The 7,682-nt window shown below is 59.6% G+C and carries 6 protein-coding genes; 3 read left to right on the top strand and 3 right to left on the bottom strand.

Going from position 1 to position 7,682, the window contains the following annotated elements:
• Positions 1-180: 180 nt before the first annotated feature.
• On the top strand, positions 181-1,053 hold the full coding sequence (locus K419_RS0117100) for an EamA family transporter (protein ID WP_026842637.1): 873 nt from the start codon (positions 181-183) through the stop codon (positions 1,051-1,053).
• An 87-nt stretch (positions 1,054-1,140) separates the two neighbouring features.
• On the opposite strand, the gene K419_RS0117095 is transcribed toward K419_RS0117100, so the two are convergent.
• On the bottom strand, positions 1,141-1,383 hold the full coding sequence (locus K419_RS0117095; protein ID WP_026842636.1) for a YtxH domain-containing protein: 243 nt from the start codon (positions 1,381-1,383) through the stop codon (positions 1,141-1,143).
• Positions 1,384-1,667: 284 nt separating this feature from the next.
• Here K419_RS0117095 and K419_RS0117090 point away from each other — a divergent pair, with 284 nt between their 5' ends.
• Positions 1,668-1,880 carry a hypothetical protein gene (locus tag K419_RS0117090; protein ID WP_026842635.1) on the top strand — a complete coding sequence of 71 codons (213 nt, stop codon included), beginning with the start codon at positions 1,668-1,670 and terminating at the stop codon, positions 1,878-1,880.
• Between the two features lie 5 nt (positions 1,881-1,885).
• Here the strand turns inward: K419_RS0117090 and K419_RS0117085 are convergent, their stop codons facing one another.
• The gene (locus K419_RS0117085) at positions 1,886-3,343 is read right to left on the bottom strand and encodes an aminotransferase-like domain-containing protein (RefSeq protein WP_026842634.1); all 1,458 of its coding nucleotides are present in this window, start codon (positions 3,341-3,343) and stop codon (positions 1,886-1,888) included.
• 258 nt (positions 3,344-3,601) lie between these two features.
• On the opposite strand from K419_RS0117085, the gene K419_RS0117080 reads away from it, so the two are divergent.
• The gene (locus tag K419_RS0117080) at positions 3,602-4,618 is read left to right on the top strand and encodes a glycosyltransferase (RefSeq protein WP_026842633.1); all 1,017 of its coding nucleotides are present in this window, start codon (positions 3,602-3,604) and stop codon (positions 4,616-4,618) included.
• A 171-nt stretch (positions 4,619-4,789) separates the two neighbouring features.
• Here K419_RS0117080 and K419_RS0117070 read toward each other — a convergent pair whose 3' ends face one another.
• Positions 4,790-7,525, bottom strand: a complete 2,736-nt coding sequence (locus tag K419_RS0117070; RefSeq protein WP_226377727.1) for a hybrid sensor histidine kinase/response regulator — start codon at positions 7,523-7,525, stop codon at positions 4,790-4,792.
• Positions 7,526-7,682 lie beyond the last annotated feature (157 nt).

Raw genomic sequence — 7,682 nt, 5'->3', positions numbered from 1 at the left:
ATGGCCTCACTTTCTGCCGGCTCGTTTATTCGGTTGCAAAGAACTGTTTGCTGCGGAGTCCAGCTTTATAGCAAAGCGATCTTCGAGCGTCAACACCTTTGTGACTAAAATTATCTAATAGAGTAAATATCCAAAATCATACCTTCCCCTTACTCCCCTACCTCGGTTATACTCCGCGCCATGTCCAATCTCGCCTTCACGTTGATCATCTTCTCAGCGGTCATGCATGCCATCTGGAATATGCTGGTGAAGCGCAGCCGCCACAAGACTGTCTTCATCTGGTGGATGTTCGTGATCGCCAGCATCCTGTTCACAGCATCACTGCCTCTTTTCCCTGAAGAGTTCCGCCTTCCCGGAAGCCATACCTTGCTGATGATCGCCATCGGCTCGGTCAGCTTCGTCCTTTATCACCTGCTGAACGGCCGTGCCTACCACACCGGCGACCTTTCCGTGATCTACCCCCTCTCCCAGACTTCGATGGTATGGGTCCCCATCTGGGGAATGGCGATTCTGGGAGAACGCCTTTCCCTGCGCGGCGTTACCGGGATACTCCTCGTCATCCTGGGCACCTTCTCGGTGCAGATGCAGCGCCTGAGCCTGGTGGAACTCGCCCGTCCCTTCCGCGACTTGAAAAGCACCTCGGTGCGAGCGGCGCTCTTGGCAGGTTTCATCTATTCCGTTGGCTCCATCGCCGAGAAAACCGGTGTCAGACACTACCCGCCCTTATACTTCACCTATTTCCTCACGCTCACCATGCTGCTCCTCATGACCCTGAATCTGAGCCGCACCAAGTACCGGAGCGCCATCGCCGAGGAATGGCGGGTCAACTGGCGCCCCATCCTTTGCAGTGGACCAGTGGTGATGGCCTCGTTTCTCACCTTCCGCTATGGATTGAATCTCGCTCGCGTTGGTTATGCGGTGCCGGTGCGACAGGTAAGCATCATGGTCGGTGTGCTCATCGGCATCTTGTTTCTGCAGGAATCCTATGGCAGGACCAGGCTCTTATCGGCAACGATCATCGTCGCCGGGGCCGTCTTGATCAGGTTCGGATGAAGCAAAAGAATGGCCCGAAGCAGACAACGCTTCGGGCCATTTCACTTTCCTTATCAGTCGTTCAGTTGAAGATGCGCCGTGAGCACACTACCTAATGCGCATCAGTTTGGTCGCTTTGCCGCTCATGCTCTCCATGGCGTCAGCCAGATCGGACATCCTCCCGGAGAGATCCCGCATCATCCTGTCGCTCTTATTGCCCATCACCTTGCCCATGCGCACCATTTTTTTGCGGCTTTTGGCACCCGAGTAAGGGGCGAACATCAGGCCCAAGCCAGCGCCTACTACCCCGCCACCGACCAGCATCATGACGTCTGTCATCAACCTTTTCATACGCGCCTCCTTTCAGACAGTCTGTTCAGATAAGCCATTTTACCGCCGATCAAAAAAGGAAGTCTAGGCGGAAATTGCAAAACCGGCGCATGTAGAGTCTGCAGTGTGCCATTGATACTCATCTTAGTCAAAGCAGCAGAATCAAACAGAATGAATGACAAAATGACAGAATCTATCGGACAGTTAGCTGGCGTTGCCAGCATTTAACATCAATGTTTTGTTGATATTTAACAAAATCGGCGTACATTATCCGCCAGTGACTGAAACCACTCAAGGAGTGTGCGATGCTGCTGGAGGAATTGATAGAGAAGGCGAACCAAAAACCAGAATACGACTGGGACGGTTACTACAAGTGGCTGTTCAGCGAAGACGCCGGGCAGAAAGTAACCGGTTACACCTTTTGGGAATGCAAGAAGTGCCTGACTATCAACCTGCTCTACCTGCCCGCACGCTACGGCAAATGCCGTAACTGCTCGCTCATCCACATACCCCACTGACCCATCTAAGCCAGCTGCATCCAGGACTCCAGTAACTCCTTGGCCAGCGTACCTAAGGTCTCTACTCCCCGTTCCGACTTGTCATCCCAATACGCCGATGAAAGACGGATATAGTTCCGGTACTTGTCGGAGAGAGAGAATATGGCTCCCGGCGTGATGCCGATGCGATGCTCCAATGCCCGGTGAAACAACTTCACCGAATCCACCCCCTGCGGCATCTCCACCCACAGCATGAAGCTCCCTGTGGGGCGCGTCATCCGCGTACCCTCCGGGAAATACCGCGCCACCGCCTCCGACATCTGGGACAGGTTCTTGGCATAGACGCGCCTGATGGCGCGCAGGTGGTGATCGTACCCGCCATTGGCGAGAAACTCCGCCAGGGCAAGCTGGGTCGGTGAGGCGACGGCAAGGTTCGTCATCATCTTCAGCCGCTCCATCTCGTCCTGGAAACGCCCCCCGATTGCCCACCCGACCCGATAGCCGGGAGCCAGGGTCTTGGAGAAGGAAGAGCAGTAGATAACCAGCCCCTTCTTGTCGAACGATTTTGCCGCGACCGGGCGCTGCTGGCCGAAGGTGAGATCGCCGTAGATGTCGTCCTCGATAAGGGGGATGCCGTGGCCTTCCAGAAGCTGAACCAGTTCGCGCTTTCTGTCGTCCGGCATCAAGCTCCCCAGCGGGTTGCTGAAGTTGGGAATCACCAGGCAGGCGCTGATCTTGTTGTTCTCGATGGCATAGCGAAGCGCCTCTATCGATATCCCTTCCCTCGGGGTCGAGGGAATTTCCAGCGCCTTCAGTCCCATTTCCGCGATGAGTTGCAGGAAGTTGAAGTAGAAGGGGGATTCGACGGCGATGGTATCGCCGGCGCGGCAGGTGGCGCGCAAGGCGAGCTGAACGGCCTCTACACAGCCGGCAGTCACCAGCACTTCGTCCGGGGTGACGCTGATCCCGGAAAGAAGCGAGCGCTTGGCGATCTGGGTCCGAAGCCGCTCGCTCCCCGGCGGCATCATGTAGGAAACGCTCTGGGAGCCGAAGCGCCTCAGCTCAGCCGACATGATCCGGTTCAGCTTCTCGAACGGCAGGTGCTGCGGATTGGGAACCGCACTTCCCAGAGGGACCATTGCCGGCTCCATCATGTTGCGGATCACCAATTGGCAGAGATCGCTGAAGGTGACGGCGGTGGCGCGAAAACCTTGCCCGCAGGAGACGGGGTGAGCGGTGATTTCCGGCGCGCGGGGGCAGACGTAGTACCCCGACTGGGGGCGCGCCTGGATCACCCGGCGGTCCTCCAGGACCGCGTACGCCTGCATCACCGTGTTGATGCTGACACTCAGTTTTGAGCTGAGCTGCCTGATCGAGGGAAGCCGTTCCCCAACCCGGAAGGTGCCACCTTCGATGAGCGCGACTATCTCGCCCCCTACCTTCTCATACAGCGGCCTGCAGTCTGTTGCCGTGTCCAAAGCCATATCTCCCCCCAGCGCCGCTCACACAGTTTGCTTGAAGACATCTCCACTCTACTCCACGAGCCCAATCACGCCAGATACAGTCTACACATTTTGGCATGGGTACAGTTACCGGTTTCCGTCATTGCCATGATAACAATTGTGACAGTTGCCCGCAGCTGGAACCAGTCACCTCCTACTCGCGGCGCCTTTTCACTTGGAGTACAACCCTTACTGCTGATATGTTGCCTATCGCAATAACAGGCATATGGGGGACTCTGCATGACCACGCTGAATCACCTTCCGGCTGTCTCCATCCTGATGCCGGTGAGAAACGAGGAGCGGTTCCTGCCGGCGGCGCTCCGCTCACTCGCGGCGCAGACCTTTACCGATTGGGAGCTGGTGGCTGTGGATGACGGCTCGACCGACGGAACACCCGGCGTCCTGGCCGAGGCGGCGGCAAGCGACCCGCGCATCCGGGTGCTTCACAGCGGAAAGGGGCTCGTTCCCGCCTTGAACCAGGGGCTGAAGGAGTGCCGGGCGCCGCTTGTCGCCCGGATGGACGGCGACGATATCGTGCACCCCCAAAGACTCGCGGCGCAGGTGGCGTTCCTCGCCGCCCACACCGGGACAGGGCTCGTTGCCTGCTCGTTCAAGCATTTCCCGCGGCAGCAGGTAGGCCTAGGGATGGCGGGGTATGAAAAGTGGCAGAACCGGCTCATCACCCATGAGGAGATAGCCGCAGACCTCTTCGTGGAATCGCCTTTCGTGCACCCGAGCGTGATGTACCGCAGAGCCGATGTGGAGCAGGTAGGCGGCTACCGCGATCAGGGGTGGCCCGAGGATTACGACCTGTGGCTCAGACTTGCCGCCGCACAAGTGAAGTTCGCCCGGCTCCCCGAGACCCTGTTCTTCTGGCGGGAGCGCCCCGAACGGACCACGCGCACCAATCCCGCCTATGCTCCCGACGCCTTCCGGCGCTGCAAGCTGCACCACCTGATGAACGGATTTCTGGAAGGGGAAAGCGAGGTCATTCTAGCCGGAGCGGGCCTGGAGGGGCGGGCGTGGTATCGCCTGCTGCGCGAGGAGGGGATCGGGGTCTCCGCCTGGCTCGACGTCGATCCACGGAAGATCGGGCGGGAGCTGCACGGTGCCCCGGTACTTGCCACCGGCCAGGTGAGGCCATCCGGGGTCAAGATGCTGATGACGGTGGGCGCCCGGGGGGCTCGGGCGCTGGTGCGGGCGTCCTCCGCGCAGGCGGGTTTCGTCGAAGGAATCGACGCCGTCTGCGTGGCTTGAGATTGCTGTTTTTTCCCGTTGTGTTCAGCCCCCGTACTTCTCCTTCTCCTCCGTTTCCTGCTCCATCTTGCCTCTGGCAGCAAAAACTACCAACAGATGGCGGGAAGGCAACGGCCTGGCTCGTTGCCAAAGGGGTGGCGATAAAGCCAAAAGAGCGGCTTTAGGGGGAAGTCAGGCGTCGAGCATCTCGCGCACCTTGCGGGCGAGCTCCGCGGGAGCGATCGGCTTCATCAGGATGTCGTAACGCTCGTCGACGTTGCCGTGTTTTTCCATGACGTCAGCCATGTAGCCGCTGGTGAAGAGCACCTTGACGTCGGGCCTCATCGCCTTGATCTCGGTGTGGAGCTCCATGCCGCTTTTTCCCGGCATGATGAGGTCGGTGAAGACGAGGTCGATGCTCTCCCGGTGCCTCCTGAACTTCTCCACCGCATCCCTGCCGTCGACGGCGAGCATGGTCCGGTAGCCGAACTGCTGCAGCACCGAGTCCACCAGTTCACGGACGTGCGCCTCGTCCTCGGCGATGAGGATCGTCTCGCTCCCCCTTTTGATGGCGTCGAACGTCTCCTTCCCCCTGCCCTTTGGAAGAGGGTTTCCGGAGAGGGGGAGGTAGATGCTGAAAGTGGTCCCTTTCCCCGGACGGCCGTCGACGTCGATGTACCCCTTGTGCTGTTTCACGATGCCGTAGACGATGGAAAGCCCGAGCCCGGTCCCCTTCCCGAATTCCTTCGTGGTGAAGAAGGGCTCGAAGATCTTGCCCCGCACCCCCTCGTCGATCCCCTTGCCGGTATCGGAGACCTTGACGACGGCGAACTTCCCGGGCTTTCCGAACCCGCGGGACTGGATAAACCTGCCGTCAAAAACGGTTAGCCCGGTCGAGATGGAGAAGGCGCCCCCGTTTTCCATGGCGTCCCGGGCGTTGGTCGCGAGATTGATGATCACCTGCTCGATCTGCCCCTTGTCGGCGAAGACGGTGAGCGGTTCGGGGCCAAGGGTGGTGCTCAGCGTGATGTCCTCACCGATGATCCTCCTCAGGAACTTCCCGACCCCCTGGACGATCTCGTTTAGGCTGCAGTCGTCTGCGTGCATCTCCTGCTTCCGGCTGAAGGCAAGCAGGCTGCGGGTGAGATTGGCGGCGCGGTCCGTGGAGGCGACGATCTGGTCGACCATCTCCGCCTTGGGGTCCCCCGGCTCCATCTTCATCTCGAGCAGCGAGGCGTAACCTCCTATGACGGTAAGAAGGTTGTTGAAATCGTGGGCGATTCCTCCGGCCAAATGCCCCACGGCCTCCAGTTTCTGCGAATGGCGCAGCTGCTCCTCGAGGTTCTTCCTGTTGGTGATGTCGCGCACAAAGACGTGGATCGCCGCGTTTCCCTGGTGCATGATCGAGGTGGCGGTGACCTCGCCGTAAAAGGTGCTCCCGTCGAGGCGCTGGTACTTCACCTCGGTTACCGGCAGGCGCCCCATCTGGGTGGCCGCCATCTCCATGTGCTCCTGCACCAGCGCCTTCGAATCGGGGTGGACGAAATCGAGCAGCCTGCGGGAGAGGATATCGTTCGCGCTCGCAGCGCCCAGGATACGGACCCCCGCGTCGTTCACAAAGACGATCTTCCCGCCGCTTTTGATGAAGATGATGTCCTGGGAATGCTCGACCAGTTGGCGGTAGCGCTCCTCGCTCTCCCTGAGGGTCTCCTGGGTTTTGCGATCGAAGGAGAGGTCGTGGCGCGTGACGAGCATGCTCACCGGCTTGCCGTTGCCGTCGCGCACCATCTTGAGGCTCACCTCCACCGGGCATCCCTGGTGGTTGTCGGGGTGACCCGCCTCGAGGACGGTGACGAAGTCGATGAGGGCAGTCTGGGCGTCGCAAAGGATGCACGGGGCCGAGTGGCCGGGGTGGATGATCTCCGCTATGTGCATCCCTATCGAGCTTTCCGGGCTCCTCCCGGTCATCTCGTAGAATGCCTTGTTCGCCCGCAGTACCCTCCGGTCGAGATCGAGGAGGTAGATGGCGTCGCCCGAGGCGTCCATCGCCGCCTGCCATTCGCCGGCCGCCTTCTCGAGCGACGCCTCCGCCCGCTTCCGCTCAGTTATGTCCTCGCCTGAAAAAAGGACGCCGGATATCGCACCGCCCTCCTCATGCAAAAGCGTGTTGTGGAATGCGATCATCCTCTCCTCGCCGCTTCGAGTGAGAATCGGGTTTTCGAAAAACTCGACCGACTCTATCTCCCCCGCCATCTGCTTGGCGAAGACGTCCTTGACGACGCCGACCGCCGTCGGAGGAAGACAGACCTCGAACCAGTTACGCCCGATCAGTTCGTCCTCCGGATAGCCCAGGATCTGCCCCCCCTTCTTGTTGATCAGCCTGATGATCCCCTCCCTGTCGATCGCGGCGAACATGACGCCTGCGATGTCAAGGTATAGCTGGGCCTTGTTCCTCTCGCGTATGACGCTGTCGAGGATAATCTTTTGCTCGGTCACATCGGCGTTCAGCCCCATGAACCTCACCGCAGCACCTTCGCCATTGCGTATCACGGTGCCGTCGGCCTTTATGTACCGAATCTCCCCGTCTGGGCGCAGCAACCTGAACGAGAGATCATATTCCGTCTCCCCGCGCAGCGCCGCCTGCGTGGCCGCCAGGGCCCGTTCACGGTCCTCGGGGTGGATCGCCTCCTTCCAGCTCTCCAAGCACCCATTGAACGCGCTCTGGTCTATGCCGTAGATCTGCAACATGCCGTCGTCCCACACCAGCAGGTCACGGACGATGTCCCAGTCCCAGATGCCGAACCCTCCGGCTTTCAGCGCAAGGTTGAGGCGACTGGCAGCATTTTCCGAGGCGACACGTGCGCCGTCGATCGCTTTCATATAACGGAAAAGGACGAGGTGGATCGTGGCTGCCGTAACGAGAACCACAAGGACAGCAAAGAGATAAAAAAGGCGGGGGTGATCTGGGCCCCGGTCAAAGCAGAGGAAACCAAGGGATGCACCAAGCATGATTAACGACAAAAAGATAACTGTGCTGCGCGTTTTGAGAGTCATGGGACAGCCTCAGGGGATGTCGTGATATTGT

The sequence above is a fragment of the Citrifermentans bremense R1 genome, assembly GCF_000426865.1.
GTDB lineage: Bacteria > Desulfobacterota > Desulfuromonadia > Geobacterales > Geobacteraceae > Geomonas > Geomonas bremensis.
The sequence above is the reverse complement of the archived record's forward strand: the minus strand, read 5'-3'. Positions and strand labels throughout refer to the sequence as shown.